At 72.1% G+C, this 20,893-nt stretch carries 20 protein-coding genes; 8 read left to right on the top strand and 12 right to left on the bottom strand.

The genetic code is table 11. The features are described from left to right. Positions 1–148: 148 nt before the first annotated feature. Positions 149–958, top strand: coding sequence for a class I SAM-dependent methyltransferase (locus PS271_RS16335; RefSeq protein ID WP_398382580.1), 810 nt, complete (start codon positions 149–151; stop codon positions 956–958). 128 nt (positions 959–1,086) lie between these two features. On the opposite strand, the gene PS271_RS16330 is transcribed toward PS271_RS16335, so the two are convergent. The 7 genes from PS271_RS16330 to PS271_RS16300 all read right to left on the bottom strand — a co-directional run bounded on the left by PS271_RS16330 (position 1,087) and on the right by PS271_RS16300 (position 8,699). Next, positions 1,087–1,515: an NUDIX hydrolase gene (locus PS271_RS16330; RefSeq protein ID WP_398382579.1), complete on the bottom strand. Its 429-nt coding sequence runs from the start codon at positions 1,513–1,515 to the stop codon at positions 1,087–1,089. Next, positions 1,512–2,594 (bottom strand): CHAD domain-containing protein, encoded by a 1,083-nt coding sequence (locus PS271_RS16325; RefSeq protein WP_398386884.1) that lies wholly within the window; start codon positions 2,592–2,594, stop codon positions 1,512–1,514. Before PS271_RS16325 ends, PS271_RS16330 begins: the two co-directional genes overlap by 4 nt. 85 nt (positions 2,595–2,679) lie before the next feature. Then, positions 2,680–5,169, bottom strand: a complete 2,490-nt coding sequence (locus PS271_RS16320; protein ID WP_398382578.1) for an RNA degradosome polyphosphate kinase — start codon at positions 5,167–5,169, stop codon at positions 2,680–2,682. A gap of 121 nt (positions 5,170–5,290) precedes the next feature. Then, positions 5,291–6,313: an ABC-2 membrane transporter-related protein gene (locus PS271_RS16315; protein WP_398382577.1), complete on the bottom strand. Its 1,023-nt coding sequence runs from the start codon at positions 6,311–6,313 to the stop codon at positions 5,291–5,293. After that, positions 6,310–7,245, bottom strand: a complete 936-nt coding sequence (locus tag PS271_RS16310; RefSeq protein ID WP_398382576.1) for an ABC transporter ATP-binding protein — start codon at positions 7,243–7,245, stop codon at positions 6,310–6,312. Before PS271_RS16310 ends, PS271_RS16315 begins: the two co-directional genes overlap by 4 nt. A gap of 21 nt (positions 7,246–7,266) precedes the next feature. Continuing rightward, positions 7,267–7,668 carry a GntR family transcriptional regulator gene (locus tag PS271_RS16305; RefSeq protein ID WP_398382575.1) on the bottom strand — a complete coding sequence of 134 codons (402 nt, stop codon included), beginning with the start codon at positions 7,666–7,668 and terminating at the stop codon, positions 7,267–7,269. A gap of 56 nt (positions 7,669–7,724) precedes the next feature. Further along, positions 7,725–8,699: a hypothetical protein gene (locus tag PS271_RS16300; protein WP_398382574.1), complete on the bottom strand. Its 975-nt coding sequence runs from the start codon at positions 8,697–8,699 to the stop codon at positions 7,725–7,727. A gap of 752 nt (positions 8,700–9,451) precedes the next feature. Between PS271_RS16300 and PS271_RS16295 the strand changes: the two genes are divergently transcribed. Both PS271_RS16295 and PS271_RS16290 read left to right on the top strand, forming a co-directional pair. Beyond that, a complete protein-coding gene (locus PS271_RS16295; protein ID WP_398382573.1) occupies positions 9,452–10,366 on the top strand; it encodes a hypothetical protein in 915 nt (304 codons plus the stop codon). 55 nt (positions 10,367–10,421) lie between these two features. After that, the gene (locus tag PS271_RS16290; protein ID WP_398382572.1) at positions 10,422–10,721 is read left to right on the top strand and encodes a hypothetical protein; all 300 of its coding nucleotides are present in this window, start codon (positions 10,422–10,424) and stop codon (positions 10,719–10,721) included. Between the two features lie 52 nt (positions 10,722–10,773). On the opposite strand, the gene PS271_RS16285 is transcribed toward PS271_RS16290, so the two are convergent. Continuing rightward, positions 10,774–11,346: a flavoprotein gene (locus PS271_RS16285; protein WP_398382571.1), complete on the bottom strand. Its 573-nt coding sequence runs from the start codon at positions 11,344–11,346 to the stop codon at positions 10,774–10,776. Beyond that, complete coding sequence (locus PS271_RS16280; protein WP_398382570.1) at positions 11,343–12,689, bottom strand: helix-turn-helix domain-containing protein; 1,347 nt, start codon at positions 12,687–12,689, stop codon at positions 11,343–11,345. The genes PS271_RS16285 and PS271_RS16280 overlap by 4 nt, the downstream gene beginning before the upstream one ends. Positions 12,690–12,900: 211 nt before the next feature. Here PS271_RS16280 and PS271_RS16275 point away from each other — a divergent pair, with 211 nt between their 5' ends. Further along, entirely contained in the window at positions 12,901–13,125 is a 225-nt protein-coding gene (locus PS271_RS16275) for a hypothetical protein (protein ID WP_398382569.1), read from the top strand. A 66-nt stretch (positions 13,126–13,191) separates the two neighbouring features. Here PS271_RS16275 and mshD read toward each other — a convergent pair whose 3' ends face one another. After that, positions 13,192–14,115 (bottom strand): mycothiol synthase, encoded by a 924-nt coding sequence (mshD, locus tag PS271_RS16270; protein WP_398382568.1) that lies wholly within the window; start codon positions 14,113–14,115, stop codon positions 13,192–13,194. Between the two features lie 132 nt (positions 14,116–14,247). Here mshD and PS271_RS16265 point away from each other — a divergent pair, with 132 nt between their 5' ends. Further along, positions 14,248–16,077 carry a bifunctional metallophosphatase/5'-nucleotidase gene (locus tag PS271_RS16265; RefSeq protein ID WP_398382567.1) on the top strand — a complete coding sequence of 610 codons (1,830 nt, stop codon included), beginning with the start codon at positions 14,248–14,250 and terminating at the stop codon, positions 16,075–16,077. Between the two features lie 68 nt (positions 16,078–16,145). Here PS271_RS16265 and PS271_RS16260 read toward each other — a convergent pair whose 3' ends face one another. After that, on the bottom strand, positions 16,146–16,553 hold the full coding sequence (locus tag PS271_RS16260) for a YidB family protein (protein ID WP_398382566.1): 408 nt from the start codon (positions 16,551–16,553) through the stop codon (positions 16,146–16,148). Between the two features lie 90 nt (positions 16,554–16,643). Beyond that, positions 16,644–17,504, bottom strand: coding sequence for a helix-turn-helix domain-containing protein (locus tag PS271_RS16255; RefSeq protein WP_398382565.1), 861 nt, complete (start codon positions 17,502–17,504; stop codon positions 16,644–16,646). A gap of 193 nt (positions 17,505–17,697) precedes the next feature. On the opposite strand from PS271_RS16255, the gene PS271_RS16250 reads away from it, so the two are divergent. The 3 genes from PS271_RS16250 to PS271_RS16240 all read left to right on the top strand — a co-directional run bounded on the left by PS271_RS16250 (position 17,698) and on the right by PS271_RS16240 (position 20,840). Beyond that, positions 17,698–18,159: a hypothetical protein gene (locus PS271_RS16250; protein ID WP_398382564.1), complete on the top strand. Its 462-nt coding sequence runs from the start codon at positions 17,698–17,700 to the stop codon at positions 18,157–18,159. A gap of 166 nt (positions 18,160–18,325) precedes the next feature. Continuing rightward, positions 18,326–19,597 carry an MFS transporter gene (locus PS271_RS16245; protein WP_398382563.1) on the top strand — a complete coding sequence of 424 codons (1,272 nt, stop codon included), beginning with the start codon at positions 18,326–18,328 and terminating at the stop codon, positions 19,595–19,597. 10 nt (positions 19,598–19,607) lie between these two features. Continuing rightward, positions 19,608–20,840 carry an ATP-grasp domain-containing protein gene (locus PS271_RS16240; protein ID WP_398382562.1) on the top strand — a complete coding sequence of 411 codons (1,233 nt, stop codon included), beginning with the start codon at positions 19,608–19,610 and terminating at the stop codon, positions 20,838–20,840. The last annotated feature ends 53 nt before the right edge of the window (positions 20,841–20,893 follow it).

Raw genomic sequence — 20,893 nt, 5'->3', positions numbered from 1 at the left:
CCGTCAGCGTGAGGGGTGGGGGCGTGCGTCACCGTTATCAACGGTGCAACGCCGCGGGGCGGAGTCGCATTTCCGCTTTGCCAAAGAGTGACCCAGCCCTCGTCCGGCCGGTCTCCGGCCGCCCTGACCAGCGCCTACTCTCGAAGGCATGGCCGTACGCACCTCCGCTCCCCCCAGCCGCCCCGTCGGCGCGGTGACCCGGGGTACGACCAACCCGAACCGGTTGCGCCGCATGGACCGCTGGATAGCCGACGCCCACGGGCCCGGGCTGCGCCGCAGCGCCGACCCGGTCGCCGTCGACCTCGGCTACGGCGCCGCGCCCTGGACCGCGGTCGAACTGCTCGGACGGCTGCGCACGGTGCGGACGGACGCGTCGGTCGTCGGCATAGAGATCGAGCCCGCGCGCGTCGAGGGCGCCCGGCCGTACGCGCGGGACGGCCTGTCCTTCCGGCACGGCGGCTTCGAGATACCGCTCGACGGCGGGCGGCGGCCCGTGCTGATACGGGCGGCGAACGTCCTGCGGCAGTACGACGAGGCCGCGGTCACCGCCGTCTGGGACCGGCTCCGCGCGCGCCTCGCGCCGGACGGGCTGCTCGTGGAAGGCACGTGCGACGAGATAGGGCGGCGGCACGTGTGGGTCGCGCTCGGCCCCGAGGGGCCGCGTACGGTCACCTTCGCGGCCCGGCTCGGCTCCCTGCACACCCCCTCTGACCTGGCTGAACGCCTCCCGAAGGCGCTCATCCACCGCAATGTTCCCGGCGAGCCGGTGCATGCGTTCCTGCGCGACTTCGACCGGGCTTGGGCGGCTGCCGCGCCGTACGCTGCGCTCAGCGCTCGGCAGCGGTGGATCCGTACGGTGGCCGCGTTGCGGGCGGACTGGCCTGTCGTGGACGGGCCGCGGCGGTGGCGGCAGGGGGAGGTCACGGTGGCGTGGTCGGCCCTCGCGCCGCGCGAGTGAGGCCGGGGCTCCGCCCCGGGTCCGTATCGCGCTGAACGCGCTCGTCCTCAATCGCCGGACGGGCTCAAGAGTGCGTGGACTCCCCCGTTCAGTGCCCGGACGGGCGCGCAGCACGGGAGCTCCCCCGTTCAGTGCAGTGCCCCGGACCTGCCTATCTGGGCGAGGAACGCGTCCACGAGTTCCTTGTCCCGCTCCTCCGTCAGCCGTTTCCTCGCCTCCGCCGGCGGCAGCCACGCCATCCGGTCCACCTCGCGGCTCGGCACGAACGTGCCCTCCGTCGCCCGCGCCGCCCAGTAGCGGACCTCCTTGCGGCGGCCAGCCGCCACGTAGAAGGCCGTGGGCAGCGCCGCGCCCGGCTCGCACGCCATGCCCGTTTCCTCACGGACCTCGCGCAGGGCGCACCCCAGCGCGTCCTCGCCGCGCTTGAGCTTGCCTTTCGGATGCGACCAATCGTCGTATTTCGGTCGATGGACCAGCGCGATCTCCAGGCCTCCGCCCCGCCCCCGCCGCCAGAGCACGCAGCCGGCTGCCCGCTGCGTCGCCGTCTCCCCCGTCATGACGGCGTCGCCACCGTGACCCGCTGCCAGATGCGGCCGAAGGCGAAGCGCGACGCCTCGACCTCGTGGCGCTGGTCGGCGTGGAGGATGCCGAGGGCGTAGGCGGTGGCCGGGGCGATGCGCGGGGTGCGGGCGGCCGCGGCGGCGGCCGCTGCCGCCTCGGCGGCGTCGCGGTGCCGGTCGAGGGCCTGGCCGGCGCCGAGGAGGCGTACGGACAGGGTGGGGTCGGCCTCGGTCCGGAGGTGTTCGTCGAGGACTTCCTGGGCGTACCGCCGCAGCCGTACGAGCCGGCGGACCTGGTGCCAGGGCGCGTCCTGCCGCCCCTCGGCGGGCGGCCCGTCGGGGGCCGGGGTGGCGGCGAGGCCGTGGGCGAGGGCCTCGGCGTTGTACGGGTGGCCGGCGGTGGACAGCGGGAGCGCGTCGGCGGCCTCGGTGAGCCGCCGGTGGATCTGCTCGGCGAGCCGGGGCAGGGCGTCGTGGGCGGGGAGGGAGCGCGCGCCGGGGTCGAGGGGCACCTCGGAGGCGAGCAGCGCCGCGGCGTCGGCCACCGCGTGGAAGCGGGAGGTGCCGAGCGCTTGCAGGGCGGCGGAGTGGGCGCGTGTCCGGGCGAGGGTGAGCTGCCGTTCCAGCAGGGCGCCGGCCCGGGCGGCCCCGACCGTCAGGCCGCAGCCCGCAGGCCCGCCGCCCTCCGTTCCGGACAGCCGGTGCAGCGCTCCCCGCAGCCGGGCGAGCCGCGCCGCGTAGGCATGCTCCCGTCCCAGCAGCTCTGTCAGCCACACCAGTTCCGTACGGATCTGGTCCGTCCAGTCGGTGTCCGTCAGCGGGCGGTAGACGTAGAGGGCCCCGGCGATGCGCCGGGCGGAGCGGCGCAGCAGCCGGGCCGCCTCCCCCGCCTCGTCGGCGTCGGCGCCGCTCTCGCCGTGGAGGCGCAGGCTGCGGAGGAACTCCACCGCCTGGGCGTGCAGATAGCCGGCCAGGACGTCGCCCGCGGCCTCCGGGCCGGCGGAGCCCGCGGGGCCGGCGAGGCTCGCGGGAGCGGGGCCCGCGGCGGTGCGCGCGGCCGGGTACTTCGTCGTCATCGTGTCCTGCCCCCCGGCGGCGGTGTCCTTGAGCGCGGTAAGCGCGTCCGTATCCGTGTCTGATGGCGTGTCCGCGGGCGCGGGGTCATGGGGTTGCTGGGCCACGCCGGCGCCTCCGGGCGTCTATGAGCATCTCCTGGACGTTCCGCAGCGGCTGCCCGTCGCCGTCGGTCGCGTGCCGCGTCCAGGCGCCGTCGGGGCCGAGGTGCCAGGAGGCGGTGGAGTCGGACATGCCGGTCTCCAGCAGCCGGCTGAGCGAGGCCCGGTGCGCGGGGTCGGTGACGCGGACGAGCGCCTCGATGCGGCGGTCGAGGTTGCGGTGCATCATGTCGGCGCTGCCGAGCCACACTTCGGGCTCGCCGCCGTTGCCGAAGGCGAAGACCCGCGAGTGCTCCAGGAAGCGGCCGAGGACGCTGCGGACGCGGATGTTCTCCGACAGGCCGGGCACGCCGGGCCGCAGGGCGCAGATGCCGCGCACCCACACGTCGACCGGCACGCCGGCGCGGGCGGCGCGGTAGAGGGCGTCGATGACGGCCTCGTCGACCATCGAGTTGACCTTGATGCGGATGGACGCGGGCCGCCCGGCGCGGTGGTGCGCGACCTCCTTGGCTATCCGGGCGACGAGCCCGTCCCGCAGCGATCTGGGGGCGACGAGCAGCCGCCGGTAGGTCTCGCGGCGCGAGTAGCCGGAGAGCCGGTTGAAGAGGTCGGAGAGGTCGGCGCCGACCTGCGGGTCGGCGGTGAGCAGCCCGAAGTCCTCGTACAGCCGTGCCGTCTTGGGGTGGTAGTTGCCGGTGCCGACGTGCGAGTAGCGGCGCAGGGTGTCGCCCTCCTGCCGCACGACCAGGGACAGCTTGCAGTGCGTCTTCAGGCCCACCAGGCCGTAGACGACGTGGCAGCCCGCCTCCTCCAGCTTGCGCGCCCACTTGATGTTGGCCTGCTCGTCGAAGCGCGCCTTGATCTCGACGAGGACGAGCACCTGCTTGCCCGACTCGGCCGCGTCTATCAGGGCGTCGACGATGGGCGACTCACCGGACGTCCGGTAGATGGTCTGCTTGATGGCGAGGACGTCCGGGTCGGCGGCGGCCTGCTCCAGGAACGCCTGCACGGAGGTGGAGAACGAGTCGTACGGGTGGTGCAGGAGCACGTCGCGCTCGCGCAGGGCGGCGAAGATGTCGGGCGCGGACGCCGACTCGACCTCGGCGAGGTCGCGGTGGGTGCCGGCCACGAACTTGGGGAACTTGAGCTCGGGCCGGTCCAGGGCGGCGATGCGGAAGAGCGCGGTGAGGTCGAGCGGGCCGGGCAGCGGGTAGACCTCGGCGTCGGAGATCTTCAGCTCGCGGACGAGGAGGTCGAGCACGTACGGGTCGATGGTCTCCTCGACCTCCAGCCGTACGGGCGGGCCGAAGCGGCGCCGCATGAGCTCCTTCTCCAGGGCCTGGAGCAGGTTCTCCGCGTCGTCCTCCTCGACCTCCAGGTCCTCGTTGCGGGTCACGCGGAACATGTGGTGCGCGAGCACCTCCATGCCGGGGAAGAGCTCCTCCAGGTGCGCGGCGATGACGTCCTCCAGGGGGACGTAGCGCTGCGGGGAGGCCTCCAGGAAGCGGGAGAGGATCGGCGGCACCTTGACCCGGGCGAAGTGGTCGTGCCCGCTGACGGGGTTGCGGACGACCACGGCCAGGTTGAGGGAGAGGCCCGAGATGTACGGGAAGGGGTGCGCGGGGTCGACGGCCAGCGGCGTCAGCACGGGGAAGATCTGCTGCCGGAAGAGGGTGAAGAGGCGGCCCTGCTCCTTGTCGGTCAGCTCGTTCCAGCGGATGAGGTGGATGCCCTCCTCGGCGAGCGCGGGGGCGACGTCCTGCTGGTAGCAGGCGGCGTGCCGGGCCATGAGCTCGCGGGAGCGGGTCCAGATCAGCTCCAGCACCTCGCGGGGCTGGAGCCCGGAGGCGGAGCGGGTGGCCACGCCGGTGGCGATGCGGCGCTTGAGGCCGGCGACGCGCACCATGAAGAACTCGTCCAGGTTGCTCGCGAAGATCGCGAGGAAGTTGGCGCGTTCCAGGAGGGGGGTGTCCGGATCCTCCGCCAGCTCCAGGACGCGCTCGTTGAACGCCAGCCAGCTGCGCTCGCGGTCCAGGAAGCGGCCCTGCGGGAGCGGGCCGTCGCCGTAGGGGTCGTCGCCGGCGTCCCGGCCTCCCTCGCGGGCCGGGCGGAGGCCGTAGGCGTCGTGCCCGTATCCGTCATGGCCGTAGCCGTCGTCGTCGTACGCGTCGTGACCGTACGGGTACAGGCCGAGGTCGGCGTCCAGGTCGGGCTCCAGGCCCGGGGAGGCGGCGGGGCCGGCGACGGCGTAGGGCCGGTGCGCGGCGATGGAGCCGACCGAGGGCTGCGGGTTCCCGTACGCCTCGGCGAGGCGGTCGCCGTGCGGCCGGTCCGGCCGGCCGTTTGCCTGTGCGCTGGACGACTGGGTCATGTTCCCATGGTGCCGCGCCGGGGGCGGGCCGGGCGCGTCGACGGCTCGCGCGTCGGGGGCGGCACGGAGCCTTCGAGCGGGTGCGGGTGGCACGGCGGGCTGCATTCCGCAAGGCTCGCAACCGCGGTTGAATCGCAGGTGAAGCCCACATGTCGTGCGGGCAACCGACCGGGGGCCCTCCGTGCGGCAGGCCCGGGTCCCCTGCCCGGCCGCCGGAACCCGCAGGTCAGGGGCTGAGCCGCCGGACCCGCCACACGGCCCCCGCCGACAGCAGGGCCGCCGCGCCCGTCACGACGCCCGCCTGGGCCCATTGCAGGCGCCAGAAGTGCGAGGCCGGATGGTAGTCGAGATACCAGCCGGTGGCTCCGTGGTCGGCGACGCAGCGCCGGATCGAGGGGGCCTCGATGCAGCCCGCGTCGGGGAGGCGCCCGCCCGACGGGGTGGTCATCCCGCGCTCGTAGCGCCAGGAGGCCCCGTTGGAGAGCGCGGGGGGATAGTCGGCCGTGGCCGGGACGGTGTCCGTCACCGGGTCCGCCAGGTACGGGCGGACGGCGGTCAGCGGCCAGTACAGCAGCGCGCACGCGGCGGCCGTGACCGCCATGGCCGGCAGCGTGCGGCGCACCAGCAGGCCCGCGAGGGCGCCGAGCGCGCAGCCGGCCAGGACGCCGGCGACGGGCGCGGGCCCGAGCGCGTCGAACGTCTCGTACCAGCGGGGCCCGTGCACGATCCAGTCGTGCTCGAGGAATCCCACGGACGCCCAGGTCCAGCTGTACAGGGCGGACAGCACCGAGGCGCCCGCGAGCAGGGCGAGGACCGGCAGGGCGAGCTTCGCGGCGAACCAGCGCAGGGGTGAGACCGACTGGGTCCACACCACCTTGTACGTACCGCTCTCCAGCTCGCGTGCGATCACGGGCCCGGCCACGAACATGCCGGCGAGGACGGGCAGGTAGTCCAGGACGAGGCCGTTGTAGGAGAGCAGGCCGCCGTAGCGGGACACGAAGCCCTCGGCGGCGACCTGGTGCGCCGCGCACGCGTCGGCGTCCCCGGTGCAGGGGACGTTCAGGCCGTGCGCCGCGAGGTATCCGGTCATCGCGCCGCGCAGCCGGAGGAGTTCGGCGCAGAGCGCGGCGAGGACGGCGAGGGCGATCCAGGCGGCGGTGCGGTGCTGCCGCCAGACGACCCAGGTCACGCCGAGGGAGCGGGGCGGGCGGGCGGTGGTCGTGGCGGTGGTCGTGGCGGTGGTGCTCACGCCGCCGCCTTGAAGCGGCGCGGTTCGGCGCTGGGGGCGAGGAGCGGGGGCGCGTCCGGGGTGCGCAGATGGGCCAGGAGCAGCTCCTCCAGGGAGGGCTCGGCGGCCTTCCACTGCCCGGCGACCGGGCCGTCGGGCCGGACGAGGGCGGTCAGCTGCCGCCCCGTGGCGCGGGCCTCGACGACGGTGTGCACGGCGAACTCCCGCGGCAGGCCCGGCCCTTCGTGGCGGCCCACGAGGACGGTGTGCGCGGCGAGCAGGTCCTCGACCTCGCCCGCGAGCCGGACCCGGCCGTCGGCTATCAGCAGCAGGTAGTCGCAGACGCCGTCGAGCTCGGCGAGGACGTGGGAGGCGATCACGACGGTGGTGGCGTTCGCGGCGGCCTGGGTCATCAGGGCCGCCGTCATCTCGTGCCGCACGAGGGGGTCGAGGTCGGCCATGGGCTCGTCCAGCAGCAGGACGTCGGGGCGCTTGCCGAAGGCGAGGGCCAGGGCCACGCGGGTGCGCTGGCCGCCGGAGAGGTCGCCGACGCGGGCCCCGGACGACAGCCCGCCGTCGGCGACCGTGGCCTCGGCGGCGGCCTGGTCCCAGCGGCCGGGGTTGAGCTCGCGGCCCATGCGGAGGGTGTCGGCGATCGTGAACTGCGGGTAGAGCGGCTTGTCCTGGGAGAGGTAGGCGACGCGCGGCCGCACGTCCGCGGCGCCCGGGCGGCCGCCGAAGACGGTGAGCGAGCCCTTGCCGGGGCGGGTCAGCCCCGCGGCGAGCGACAGCAGCGTGGACTTGCCCGCGCCGTTGGGCCCGACGAGCGCGCAGACCCGGCCCGCGGGCAGCCGGAACGAGCAGTCCCGCAACGCCCAGCGGCGCCGGTAGCGCACGCCGAGGCCGACGGCCTCCAGGGCGGTCCGCTCGGGTTGATACGTCAGGCCGGTCATCCGATCCGCTCCCCCTACGTCCTACGTTGCCGTTCCCGCGGGCCCGTCGAACCCCTCCTCCAGCACGGAGGCGAGCAGCGCGGCGACGTCCTCCCGGTCGAGACCGGCCTCGCGGGCGCGGCCCATCCAGTCCGCCAGCTCGGCCCGCAGCGGCGACCCGGCGGCGGCCTGCGGCCGGGCCAGCGACCGCCGCACGAACGTCCCGAGCCCCGGCCGCGCCTCGACGAGCCCCTCGCGGTCGAGCTCGCGGTAGGCCTTCAGGACGGTGTTGGGGTTGATCGCCGTGGCCGCGACGACCTCCTTGGCCGTGGGCAGCTTGTCCCCGGGCGCGAGCAGCCCCAGCCGGAGGGCCTGTTTGACCTGCTGGACGATCTGCAGGTACGTGGCGACCCCGCTGCGACGGTCGATGCGGAACTCGACCACGCGGGCCCCTTTCACTACTTGACTAGTGAAAGGGTGCGGGACGGGGGTGTGACCTGTCAAACGGGGGCCGCCCCGCCGCCCCCGCGCAGGGCCGCCCGGACGGCGCCCGCTCCCCGCAGCGCGGCCGCCACGGCACCGTGGGTGGCGGGGGCGTCCCGGCAGCACTCCCGGCACAGGACCTCGTCCGCTACGGGCCTGAACAGCCGCGGCTGCACATGATCGCCTCCGCACTCCCGCATCCCGGCCACCCGTGGCGGCGGCGCCCCCACCTGGGGCATCGAGGCCCGCTGCTCGGCGAACGCCGGGGCCGGGGGCATCTTACGGACCAGCCGGTCGCGGACCAGGCCCGCCGGGTGATGCACCACCTGAGGGAGACGGGCGGTCAGCGCCTCACGGAATTCCGCCATCGGCACGCCCCGCCGCAGCCACTCCCCCGCCAGCGGCGCCAGCCGCGCCACGTCCGGCGCCGACAACCGCAGCCGCCGCTCCGTGCGGGCGACGGCCGCCAGCGCCCGGGCCCCGCGCTCGATCACGGGCGCGGGGGGCGCGGCCCGTTCGGGAGGCGCGTCCGCCGCCTCCCCGTCCGCCTCCCCGTCCGCCGGGGAGGGAGGGTGGCAGTTGTTCTCACCGTTGTTGTCTTTGGGGGAACGGCCGACGGACCGGCCGGTCGGCTCACCGGCGGCCGGAATCCCGCCCGTCGGCGGCCTGCCGTCCCGCACGGCCAGCGCCTCCTCCGCGGACAGCGGCACGCTCGACACCAGCTGAGTCGTCGACCACCGTCCACCCTCACCCTGAAGCCGCCACTCGTGGAGGTAACCCTCGCCCAGGAGTTGGCGCTTCGCCCGAAGGAACGCAATCTTCTTGATCCCTGCGCGCTCCGCGGACTTCGACAGCGGTTCGTTCGCACCGTCCGGCAGAGATAACTGCCAGGTCAGGAGGCGGACGGCGTCGGAGGACAGCCGGGGGTGACGGAGGATCTCGTTGGGAACCTGCGTGAAGAAGGACGCAGGAGGGATAGCATGCTTGAGCATCTTGAGGAGCCTTTGCTTGAGCTCTCCTTACAGGTGTAGGCCCCCAGGCCGGTGTGGCTAGCACCGCCGGGGGCCGCCTCGCTTTCTGTACGAGGCAACCCGATGCGCGCACGCTAGCCGCAACCGCACACGAACACGCCACGGCGACCCAACTACCGCCCCCCACCGGGTGAATCGCCCCACGGACCGGATCAAGCGGCCCGGCCATCCCGTAGGCTGCGCGCCGCCGACGCCGCCGGTGGGAGGCCGGGGGCGAGGTCCCACGGCGGGCTTTACCTCCATGGAGGACTCCCCGACAAGGTGGTTGCACGCCCGATCTCCGGTTGGCCTGCCGATACTCGTCCGCACCCCGGGATCCGGCCAAGTGCCGGAGGAGCGACGCCCCCAGCAGCAGGTGCCGCCCTCCGACCGCCGGCGACCGGGGGCACCCTGAGCGCGATTCGCTAACTTCCGTACACATACCTACGGTTACTTCACACCAGTACGTGATCAGTCATGCACTGCCGGTTCGCCGGAACAGTCATCCAGCGCCCGTTCCAGGATCGAATACCCCTTTCATCACACGGCAAAATGCGACGCAGATCCGCTTGAGCACCTTTGCACTCACATGCTGCATACACCTAGCTTCTTGATCGCCAAAGCAGACCAGCCCTCCACGACTGGACGGAAACCTGATGGTCTGCGACGTCAAGAGCTTGGAGTTACTTGTGCGTACCGCCCGGAGATCCCTTGCCCGTCCCCTTGCGTCCGCCGTGTCGCTCGCGACGGCCCTCACTCTGCTCGGCGCTGCGGCTCCGGCCTTCGCGGACGGCTCCCCGGTCGGCAATGCCGCGCATGCCGCTTCGGTCGTCGAGAAGGCCACAGGTACGGGCGACATCGCCCCCTCCGTGAGTTCACCTGAGGCGGCCGCGAAGGCCACGACCGACACAGCAGCCGGCAAGGTCACTGTCGCCGCACCACACGACGCCACGGGCGACGTCAAGGCCACGGCTGCGGACGGCAGTTCTCTCGGTCTGAAGCTCACAGGCACCAAGGGTGTGGCGGGCACCAAGGCAGGCTCAGGCACTGTGGTGTACTCCGAGGCGGCAAAGGCAACGGACCTTGCGGTCCAGCCCACCGCTGACGGCGGTGCCCGCACGCTGGTCACGCTGAAGGACCGCTCGGCTTCCACCGAGCAGCGATTCACTCTCGACGTGCCCGACGACGCCCGGCTGATCCCCGATGGCAAGGGCGGCTACGGCGTCATCAAGTCCGCGGGTGACGGAGCCAAGATGACCGTAGGGGCCATCGAGGCGCCCTGGGCCAAGGATGCTCACGGCAAGCCGGTGGCGACCAGCTACAAGCTCGACGGAAACCAGCTCATCCAGCACGTTGAGACCAACAAGGACACTGCGTTCCCCGTAGTGGCCGACCCCAAGATCACCTGGGGGAACGTCACCGGCACGGCGTACTTCACGAAGTCCGAGACGAAGAACATCGCCATCTACGGTGCGACCGCCGCTCTGTCTGTGAGCCTTCTCCCGCCGCCACTGAACGTCCTCTACCAGGTCAACTCGGCCCTCATTACCGCCAAGGCCGTCGAGGCGAGGGGCGACGGGTACTGCCTGAAGATCAAGTTCGCGGCCGGAATCTTTGTGCCGGGCGTCTACAGCAACGGCTGTAACTGACAAGCCCAATTCCGCCATGTCACCATGGCGGTGGTCTGAGCGGAAGGGACATCCTGTGAACTGGTGGCTGTGGACATCCGTCGCAGCGTTCTGCATGGCGGCCCTGGGCACGGAAGTGTTCCTCACCCGTCGTGGCGTGCGCAGCCGCTTCGCGCGACTCGGAGCGTATGCGGACGCGCCCGCGCTCTTCGCCGGTGTCTTGACCGTGGTGCTCGTCCAGTTGGCCATCGATGGCTCTGCATCGACAGCAGCAATGGCGTGGACGTCGGCCGTCTTCTGGGGGCTGAGCGCTGCCACGACGGTGCATCTCGTGCGGCTCTGCCGACGACCGGCAGCTCATTCGTCCGAGCGGTGACGTAAGGCCACGCACGTGGCAATGGCAAATGGCCTGGCCTGACCCTGGAGGATCAGGCCAGGCCATTTGCTCGGCCCTGAGACAACAGTCCCTCCACGGCGTCCAGCGCGAGGTCCCACGGATACGACGCGCGCCGTTCCTCCCCCGTACCGGGGGCGTGGGGCACCCATGCGCCTGCTCCGTACAGCACGCGGACACCGGCACCGCGCAAGGTCTCCACAGCGCGCTGCGTGGCGGGGTGGGAGTCCAGAGCCGTCGACCAGAAGGGCAGGGCGACCACGGGCAGCCCGAGCCCTACGGCCTCGGCCACCAGGCCGAGGGCGTACGTGTCGGCGATCCCGGCGGCCCACTTGTTGGCCGTGTTCATGGTCATCGGCGCCACGACGACGGCGTCCGCAGGAGGGTTGCGCTTCTCCTCGCCGGACCGGCGCCACGTGCTCCGCACCGGCCGCCCCGACGCGGACTCCAAGGCAGGCCGGTCGATGAAGCCACCTTCGGCGGCGGCCGGAGTGGCGATCACGCACACGTCCCAGCCGCGGCCTTTCGCGGCAGCCACCGCCCGTACGGCGTCCCCGGCGGGGCCCGCCGCGCACACGATCAGATACAGCACCCGGCCGGGGCTCATACGGTCACCTGAGCTCTCGACGCCAGGGAACGCAGCACGGGCACACGGCCGCTTCGATCCCGCATCAGCAGCTCCCCGATCAGCTCCCGGACCACAGGCCGGGACCGTACCTCTTCGGGAGCCTCTCCCTCGGCCGCGAGCAGGGCAGCCGTGGCCTTCTCGGTTCTCCCGCAGGCGTGCAAGGCCCGAGCGACATCTGTCCAGAAGACCGCACGCCGCTCCGCGACAGCCAGCGTGGGAACGCTCACCTTCCGCGCCTCCGTGAGTGCCCTGCCGGCGTCCCCGAGGGTGAGTGCGATGGAGACCCTGTGCAGCAGAACGTTGTTCGGCCCGAACGCGGTCCCCTGGAGGTTCGAATCTTCCAGTAGTTCGGCAGCCTGCCCGGCTTCATTCAAGAGCGCCTCGGCCATGTCCCTGTCGCAGGCCGCCGAAGCAGCCCACGCCCCTCGCAGCAGCAGGGCGCCGAAGACTGCGACCATGCCCGGGCTGGACCGGGACACGCTGCCGGAGACCTCGTCCGCTCCCCGGACAGCGACACCGACCCCTTGCCGGTGATGGCCCACTGCCGTCACCGCGTGGGCCAGAATGCGTGAAGCCGAAGCGATGGCCGCCGCGTCCGCCGTCCGACGAGCCGCTGCCATGGACCGCTCGGCAGCGATCCAGGCGGACGGTGCATCATCGTTTTTCAACAGGAGAGAGGAAGCCACGTGGTACGCCTCGACGGCGATGCGATCGAGCTGCCGCCGGTCTTCGGCTGATCCGTGCCGGGGCTCCAATTCGATAAGCAAGTCCGGCAGACCTCTGGCCACGCTGGAGTAGTGGCACTTCTGGATCTGCCGCTTCGCTGAAGCGGACGCTTGCACCAGAGCTCTGAGATTGCTCGGCTCTTTCCGGCACTCCGCACCACCGCCCGTGAGGACGGACCGCAACCGGTCCAGCGGATCGGCCATGACCTGGGTCAGGATCTCGTCAGGCGAAGCAGGAACACTCACCGCACCGACCGCGGCAAGCGAGTAAGTGACGAAGTCGCGTCTCTTCACGGGACCATCGTGCGGCGTGACCGCCGGGGATGGGACGGCTTCCCCCACGTTCCGAACCGGCCGAGCGAAGCCCAGCTCTTCAACGGGGCTCCGGAGAAGTGCCTGAAGGACCGTGCGCGCAGCAGGGTGCGGCCAGCCCGGTTTCCCGGATTCCCAGCGACGGACCTGCCGGACCGAGACCGTCAGCTTGAACCCCAGCGCACGAGCCGCACCCTCGAACGCTTCGGCGAATTCCTCCTGCGTGTACAGCCCCTGAGCAATGCGTGCCCGCACGAACAACGGGTTCCCTGGCGTGTCTGCCATGACCGACCCCCAACGCTGTGCTGCTCAAAGTAGTCCACCAGGTGGAGCAGCATCTGGAAACGTCCTGCAATATGTCCGCCCAAGTGGCCGCCGGTGCGACCTGGTCCACGGCCTCTCCAAGCGATGTCCTATCCGCATGAGAAATCCAGCCACCGAAGGTCTCACCCCGTCCGGCCGCTCCGCCGATCAAGTCCCCCGGAAAGGTTCATTCGTGATCGACATCCGCTGGGGCAAGGTCGGTGAGGTGATGGGCCACGAGGGGCCGCGGCTGCAGCTCCGCCCGCCACTCGGCGGGCGCGAGTGGGAAGCCGCCCCGGCGGTCGTACGGCCCGCGTCGGACGCGGAGGTGTTGAGCGCGAGGACCCGGGACGACCGCTCCCCGCGGCCCGCAGCACGGCCGATCAGTCCGGTGGTCCCGCTTCATTGGTACGAATGACGGCTCGCCTCGGCGGCCGAGCCGTCATGGCCGCGGCCGGTCCCGCCGAGGTCCGCCCGCCCCGTCCTAGCTCTCCGTGCGGTACATCAAGTCCGTTTCGTGGATCTGGAAGCCCAGGCCCTCGTAGACCGCTACCGCCGCCGCGTTGTCGGCGTCCACGTACAGCATCGCCGTCGGGAGGCCCTGGGCCGCGAGGTGGCGGAGGCCGAGGGTGGTGAGGGACTTGCCGAGGCCGCCGCCCTGGGCGCCGGGGGCCACGCCCAGGACGTAGACCTCGCCGAGGCCCTCGTCGGCGTGGATCTTCGTCCAGTGGAAGCCGATGACGCGGCCGTCCTTCTCGGCGAGGAAGAAGCCCTTGGGGTCGAACCAGTCCGCGGCCTTGCGGTCGTCGAGGTCGCGCTGGACGAGCGAGCCCTGTTCCGGGTGGTGGGCGAAGGCCGCCGCGTTCACGGCGAGCCATTCGGCGTCGTCCTCGCCGGGACGGAAGGTGCGCACGGTCACGCCCGGGGGGAGCACCGGGTCGGGGAGGAGGAGGTCGTGCAGGGGGCGGCGCATCTGGCGGAGCTCGCGGAAGAGGCTCATGCCCAGCACCTGCGCGAGGTGCCGCGCCGCCGGGTGCCCGCCGTGCGCCCACACCCGCAGCCGCTTGCCCGACTCGTGGAGCAGTGCCGTGCCGAGCGCCCGCCCGTGCCCGCGGCCGCGCTGCGAGGGGTGGACGACGAGCTCGCCCGCGGGCGCCTCGACGGGGTCGCTGTCCTCCAGCTGGCCGTAGCCCACGAGCGCCCCGTCGCCGGTCCGCAGCAGCACGTGCCGGACGCCCGGCCGGCGCCCCTTCAGCTGGAGCCGGCCCTGCTCCGAGACGGCCGGCTGCCCGTCGGTCTCCGCCGCTTCGGTGATCAGCCGCAGCACGTCCTGCGCGGCCTCGGGTGCGAGTGCGTCCAGCACCTCGATGGACCGCGGCCCGTTCGCGTTGTTCGTGACGTCGCTCATGGTGCGAGCCTACGACGCCGGTATCGCGGAACCCGCACAGCCAACCCTCCTGACGTTCTACGCGGGTTGATCTACGCTGCGGCTGACCATTCCGTCCACCTCTCGTAAGCAATCCTGCATAAAGGGGAACATATGCACGCGACGCCGCCACGCAAGCGCCTGGCGAGACGGCTGACCGCGACCGCCGCCGCCCTCGCCGCCACGGCCGGGGTCCTGGCGACCGCCGTCCCGGCCGACGCCCGCACGCACGGCCGCACGGTTGACGTCCAGCTGCTCTCCTTCAACGACCTGCACGGCAACCTGGAGCCGCCGCAGGGCTCGTCGGGCACCGTGACCGAGGCCCAGCCCGACGGGACGACGAAGGCCATACCCGCCGGCGGCGTGGAGTACCTCGCCAACTCGCTGCGCACCGCCCGCAAGGGCCACGAGTACTCGATCACCGCCGCGGCCGGCGACCTGATCGGGGCCAGCCCGCTGATGACCGGTCTCTTCCACGACGAGCCGACCATCGAGGCGATGAACAAGATCGGCCTCGACGCGACCTCGGTCGGCAACCACGAGTTCGACGAGGGCCGCACCGAGCTGATGCGCATGCAGCGCGGCGGCTGCCACCCGAAGGACGGCTGCGCCGAGAAGGGCAAGACCTTCAAGGGCGCCCGCTTCCCCTACCTCGGGGCGAACGTCCTGGACGAGAAGACCGGCAAGCCGGTCCTCAAGCCGTACACGGTCTGGCAGCACAAGGGCGTGAAGATCGGCATCATCGGTCTCACCCTGGAGGGCACGCCGGACGTCGTCACCGCCGAGGGCGTCAAGGGCCTGAAGTTCGCCGACGAGGTCGAGACGATCGACAAGTACGCCAAGGAGCTCGACCGCCAGGGCGTGAAGTCGATCATCACCCTGGTCCACGAGGGCGGCATGCCCGCCTCCGGCGCGTACAACTTCGACTGCGACACCCCGGGCGCGGGCGCCGGCATCTCCGGCCCGATCGTGGAGATCGCCAAGAAGGTGACGCCGAAGGTCGACGCCTTCGTCACCGGCCACACCCACCAGGCCTACGCCTGCACCATCCCGGACCCGTCCGGCGCCCCCCGCACGGTGACCTCGGCCGCCTCCTTCGGCCGCCTGTACACCGACACCACGCTCACCTACGACCGGCGTACCAAGGACATCGTCCGCACCCCGGTCAAGAGCAAGCAGGGGGCGTACGGCAAGCCCGCCGCGAACCCGCGCACCGCGAACCACGTCGTGGACCGCAACCAGCCCAAGGCCGCGGACATGACCGCGCTCATCGACCACTGGAAGAAGCTCGCGGCGCCGGTCGCCGACAAGCCCGTCGGCTACATCAGCGCCGACATCAACGGCCGCGGCTCCGAGGCGTACGAGAAGCCGCTCGGCGACGTCATCGCCGACGCCCAGCTGGAGGCCCTCGCCCCGGCCGACAAGGGCGGCGCGCAGATCGCCTTCATGAACCCCGGTGGCATCCGCTCCGACCTGGTCTTCAAGGCGTCGGCCGGTGAGGGCGACGGCGTCGTGACGTACGGCGAGTCGTTCACGGTCCAGCCCTTCACCAACATGATGCAGTCGAAGGACCTGACCGGCGCGCAGGTCATCGCCGCGCTCCAGCAGCAGGTCAGCGGCCCGAACGAGGCCCAGCCGAAGATCCTCCAGATCAGCAGGGGCCTGGCGTACACCCTGGACCTGACGAAGAAGGGCGCCGACCGCGTCCCGGCCTCGTCGGTCAAGCTGAACGGCACCGCCATCGACCCGGCGAAGACCTACCGCATCGCCGGCAACGAGTTCCTGATGGGCGGCGGCGACGGCTTCCCCGCCTTCAAGGAGGGCACGAACAAGCGCGTCGGCGCGTCCGACCTGGACGTCTTCAACGCGTACCTGACGGCCCACTCGTCGAAGGGCGCCCCGCTGGCCCCGCCGGCGGCCGACCGGATCACGGTCGTCAAGTAACCCGCAGGGAGCGGGCGGCCCCGGTGCCGAAATGCACCGGGGCCGCCCGCCGCCTCAGACCCGACGCCTCACGACTGCTGCCGGATCAGGTCCTCCAGGGAGCCCTCGGGCACCTCGCCGGCCGGAGTCAGCTTGTCCACCGCCTGCGGCAGCGTCTGCGCGAGCTGATCCGCCGCCTCCTCCGGGGTCACGCCCGCCTGCTGGGCCACGTGGTCGAGCGCCTGGTACGGCAGGGCCTGCGCGATCTCCGGCCCGCTGACCTCCTGGTTCGCCCCCTTGCCGACCCACGAGTCGGTCTTCTGCCCGAGACCGCCCTCCTTGAGGGTGTCCAGCAGCGCACCGAGCGGATTGCTGCCCGCGCCGTGCGTGCCGGCGCCGCCGAGCGAGGTGAGCAGCGCGCCCAGCAGGCTGCCGCCCTTGCCGGCCTCCCCGCCGCCGAGCAGCCCGCCCAGCAGACTTCCCAGGTCATTGCCCATCGCCGCCGCCTCCTCAATCACCTCGATAGCAGAGCCATACCCCCGGACGTCCCGCCCGGAGCACGATTCACCCGTTCACCCACCGTCGAGTCACCTGCCCTCCAGGCCGCGGACGATGCCATGGATCACGTCCCGGGACCGCGCCTCGCCGAGGGCCACGGACTCCATGCGGTCGAGCACCATGCGGTAGCGGTCCAATTGGGCGGCCGCGTCCACCAGTTCCGAGCCGTGCTCGCGGTCGACGTGCACGGTGTCCAGCTGCGGTACGGGGCCGACCGCGAACAGCGTCGACTGCCCGGAGCCGGGGAACGCGCCGGCGTCGAAGGGGATCACCAGGACCTTGATGTGTTCGCGCTCGCTCATGCCGAGGATGTGCCGCAGCTGCGCCCGCGCGACCGCGGGCCCGCCGAAGCGCATCCGCAGCGCGGCCTCGTGGACGATCGCCGTGTACGGGGTGGGGCGTTCGCGGTAGAGGACGGCTTGGCGCTTGATGCGGTGCGAGACGCGGTGCTCGATCTCCGGAGGGCACAGGGGCGGCACCACCTGCCGGAAGACCACACGGCAGTGCTCGGCCGTCTGGAGAAGCCCGGGCAGGTGGGCGACGTACGAGGCGCGCAGCGCCACGGCGTGGTGTTCCAGCTCGGCGAGGTCCAGCAGCCCGGCGGGGAGGATCTCGCGGTACTCCTCCCACCAGCCGCGCTTGCGCTCGCCGGCCATGTCGATGAGGGCGGTGACGAGGGCTTCGTCGGAGCACGAGTAGTTGCGCGCGAGGGCGCGCAGGCGCTCGGCGCTCACTCCGTAGCGGCTCGCCTCGATGTTGCTGATCTGGGCCTGGTTGGTGCCCAGGAGCCGGCCCGCCTCGGTCGAGCTCAGCCCGGCCCGCTCGCGCAGCTTGCGCAGTTCGGCACCGAGGCGGAGCTGACGTGCCGTCGGGCTGCTCCTCACCGGCATCTTCCGTCCCTCCCTCCGCGCGCTGCCCGCGCCACCCGCACGACCGGGCACCGCGGAGGCCGGCGCGTCACCCACATGGGTGCTTACCGAAGTAGTTCTGCCGACGCCGCTAAATACCTTTGGCCGGACGGCGTACGGTGGTGAGCCGCGCCACTCACCCGCTCGCCTAGCCTCGCTCGTCAGAGGAGCCAGCATGGCCACGGTATCGCCGCAGACCCCCTGGTCGTACACGCTCGACCTGCCCGACGACCCGCGGTGCGCCACCGTCGCGGAGTCCACCGTCCGCACCGTCCTGGAGGCGTACGCCCTGGAGGAACTGGCCGACGAGGCCGCGGGACAGGTGGCGAAGCTGCTGACCCGCAACCGCCCCGGCTACCGGGCCTCCGAGGCACCCACGTCACTGCGGCTGACGCACTTGCCGCCTCTCGGGGTGGGGATCACGGTGTCGTACGGCCGAGGGCGGGAGGTCGTTGCCGTCGCGTGGTCATCCCGGTTTCGCGGAGCGCATGACATGCCGGCCACGCTAGATGACCCGCTTGCCCCCACAGGGGCGAAGGGTCCGGGAACTGCCGGAAATGATGGTGACCGCACCGGTATTGACGGTCAGGGCCACGCAATCACGCGTTCATCGGAACTTCATGTGCCGCACCCATAAAAGTGAAGGCGCAATATTCAATCCTCCTTACAAAAACATGACAGAGGGACAGGTCACACCCTGATCCATTGAACAGACCGTACGGTATGTGCTTGTGTGTGCAACGGCTGCCGGGCCGAGGAGGGGAGCGCGGCGGCCCGCCGCCGACCCGAGGATCCGTACGGTCATGCAGTCCGCCATGAATGCCGCGATGAAGTCCGCCCTTGCGTCCCGGGCGCTCGGCAGCGCCGCGTACTACGTGATCTCGCCGTTCCTCGCGATCTGGCTGCACGGCACGCTGGGGATCCCCGTCGGGCTCGCGGCGGCCGCCGTCGGCGTGCACCTGCTGAGCATGCGGGCCGGCGCGGTCTACATGCAGTTCGTCGTCGTGCGCTTCCGGCTCCGGGCCGTCCTCGTGGGCGGCTACGCGGTGGCGGGCGCGGTCATGCTCGTGCCCGCCGCGCTGCGCCTGGACGACGCCGCGTCCTGGCTGGCCGTCCTGGCCGTGAACGGCACCGCCGTCTCGTGCGCCAACGTCGGCACCAAGGCGCTCATCGCCAACGGCTGTGACGAGACGACCCGCTTGGCGGCGTTCGGCCGCCTGAACGCCGCCATCAACGGCGGGGCGGCGCTCGGCCCCGTGGCCGGAGGCTGGCTGATGGCTGCCACCGGCCGCGCGTTCCCGCTCATCCCGGCCGGGGTGTTCGCGGTGGCGGCCGTACTGGCCGCCCGCGCGCCGGGCGACGTGACGGCGACACCTCCGGAGAAGGGCGCGGCGCGCTTCGGGCTGCCGAGCCGCCCGGTGCTGCTGTGGTCGTGCGTGACGGCGACGCTCTGGCTGGCGTACGCGCAGTTCGCCAACGTGCTGCCCATGTACGTGGGGACGTCCGTGTCTCCGGGTGTCATCAGCATGCTGTTCCTCGTCAACGCCGTGCTGATCGTGCTGTTCCAAGGCGTGGTCGCCCGGCGCATGCAGAGCCTGGCGGGCAGGCGCGGCGACCGGGCCGTCATCGCACTCGGCATGGTGCTGCTGGCGGCCGGGCTCGTGCTGTTCGTGCCCGGGAGGGGGCCGGCCTGGCCGGTCGTCTTCGTGGGCGCGGCGGTGTTCACGTTCTCGGAGCTCGTGTGGTCGCCGGCGGCGGACAGCATCATGGCCCGCAAGGCCGAGGGGAACAGCTTCGCGGCCTTCGGCTTCGCGGGGCTGGTGTGGGGCGTGGCCGAGTCCGCGGGCGGCGCGCTGGGCACGGCGGTGGCGGGCGGCTCGGACAGCGCGTGGACGGGCGGGGCCCCGTTCGTCGTAGCGGCGGCGCTCACGCTGCTGACGGCGCTGGCAGTGGTCCTGGCTCCGAGCCGCAGCACACCTTCCTCCCGGCCCACCGGCAAGACCGTCCCCACCAGCCGTACCGATGAAGAAGATCGAGCCGATCGTGCCGATCAAACCGACCCCGTCAAGAAATGAGTCCGGCACCATGGCCGATCACATCGTCATCATCGAAGCCCTGACCAGCGGCACCGGCCTGCGCCTCGTCGAGGCGGCCGTCCGCCGGGCGGCCCGCGTCACCTTCGTCACCCGCGACAAGGGCCGGTACGCGAACGACCCGCTCCGCCACCTCCTGGACGGGGGCCCGGTCGAGGTGCACGTGCGCGAGACCCGCTCCACGGAAGAACTGACCGACCTCTTCCAGGCGCTGCTCATTGACGGCGAGTTCACGCTCATAGCGCCCAACGAGCAGTACCTGCTGCCGGCCGCCACCGCGGCGGAGAAGCTGGGCATCCCGTTCCTGCCCACGGCCTCGGTGCGGCTGACCCAGGACAAGCACGCCTTCCGGCAGGCCTGCGCCGCCGTGTCCGTCCCGGCGCCGCGCAGCACGGCGGCCCCGGACGTCGACAGCGCCCTCGCCGCCGCCGACGCCACCGGCTACCCGGTCGTCCTCAAGCCCTCGATCGGCACGGGTAGTTACGGTGTCGTGTCCGCGGCCGACGCCGACGAGCTGCGCTGGCACTTCCCCGAGGTGCGCGACGAGTCGGACGGGCAGGGCGGTGTGCCGCTCGTCGAGGAGTTCCTCATCGGCCCGGTGGTCAGCGCGGAGGTGCTGTACTCGGGCGGCACCCCGCACGTCCTCGGCATCAGCGACCGCATCATGAGTGAGCTGCCGTACTTCATGGAGCTCGCCATCCGCTTCCCGGTGGACCTCTCCGCGGAGGCGCACGAGCAGATCGAGCGGATCTGCGCGGACCTGGCCCGCCTGATGGCCTACGAGAACGGCCCGGCGCACATCGAGTTCGCGCTGACGGCCGAGGGGCCGAAGGTCGTGGAGTTCAACCCGCGCTTCGCGGGCCGCAACGTCTCCACGATGGTCTCGGCAGCGCTCGACTGGAACGTGTTCGACGGCGTCATCGCCTCGTACCTGGGCGAGCCCGTGAACGCGCCCGCGCCGGTGGGCGCGGCCGCGGAACAGGCCCTCTACGCCAAGCGCGGCGGCCGCTTCGAGGACGTCGCGGGCCGCGAACTGGCCGACCGGGTGCCGGGCCTGCGCGACATCCGGATCACGGCGCGGGCGGGCGACGTCCTGCCGGACGCGAAGGACCAGCGCAGCGAGTACGGAACGCTGTGGTGCACGGGCGCGACCGCGGACGAGGCGGGCATCCGTGCGGCGTCGGCGGCGGGTTACCTGCGGCCGGTGTTCGGCGACGAGGCGTAGGCCCGAGCGGCCTGACACACCCGGCAGGCCGGCGACCCCGGACCCGCCGGAAC

The organism is Streptomyces sp. SCA2-17, assembly GCF_044336695.1.
The sequence above is the reverse complement of the archived record's forward strand: the minus strand, read 5'-3'. Positions and strand labels throughout refer to the sequence as shown.